Genomic DNA, 707 nt, shown 5'->3' with positions numbered 1-707 from the left:
CCGGCCGCACCGGGCGTCGGCGCACCGCCGCTCCCCGCGGCCTGCGCCGCAGCAGCGGAAGAGGCCGTCGTGGCACGGGACTTCGGCGTGCCGCCGCTCCCGGCCGGGGGCGTCACGGCAGGGGGCGTCGCCGCCCGGGCCGGCGTCGAAGCAGTCGAAGCAGTCGAAGCAGTCGGAGAAGCCGACGAAGTCGAAGAAGTCGAGGGATGAGAAGCAGTCGCAGCGGACTTCGCGGCACTTGGCCTCGGCGCGGCGCCGGTTCCGGCGTCGCGCGTCCCGGCAGCGCGTGGCTTCGCCGCTCCGCTCTCAGCCGCAGAGGTCGCGGGAGCAGCGCCGCCGGAAGCAGCGTCGCGCGAAGCGACGTCCCGCGGAGTCACGGCCCGGGACGGCGCCCGGGACACCGACCGCACGGGCAACCGCCGTACCGGCAGGGCCCGTTGGACCGGTCGCGACCGCCGCCGCTCCCCTCGGTCCGTCGACTCCCCTTGCTCGCCCGCGCCTTCGGGCCGTCCCCCCGTCCCCGCCCCGGCCGCCGGCAGGACGAGGTCCTCCCCGCGTCCGGCCGCGACGGACGGACTGCCCGGCGAGGCCACCGCCCGCAGGATCCCCACCCGGGCCGTCGGCAGCACGGCATGGCCGAGCGGCCCGCTCAGCGAGGGGTTCTGCCACGAGGCGAGCCGGGAGCGGAACGCCAGGCCGTCGCTGAC

Annotated in this window: 1 protein-coding gene; it reads left to right on the top strand. The window is 77.8% G+C overall.

The features are described 5' to 3' along the window. The coding region (locus tag BG452_RS46395; RefSeq protein WP_223243238.1) for a hypothetical protein at positions 1 to 210 on the top strand (210 nt) is incomplete at its 5' end. Between the last annotated feature and the right edge of the window lie 497 nt (positions 211 to 707).

Source organism: Streptomyces sp. CBMA123, from assembly GCF_014596465.1.
GTDB lineage: Bacteria > Actinomycetota > Actinomycetes > Streptomycetales > Streptomycetaceae > Kitasatospora.
Note: the sequence above shows the minus strand (reverse complement) of the source record. Positions and strands in the feature narration are given on the sequence as shown.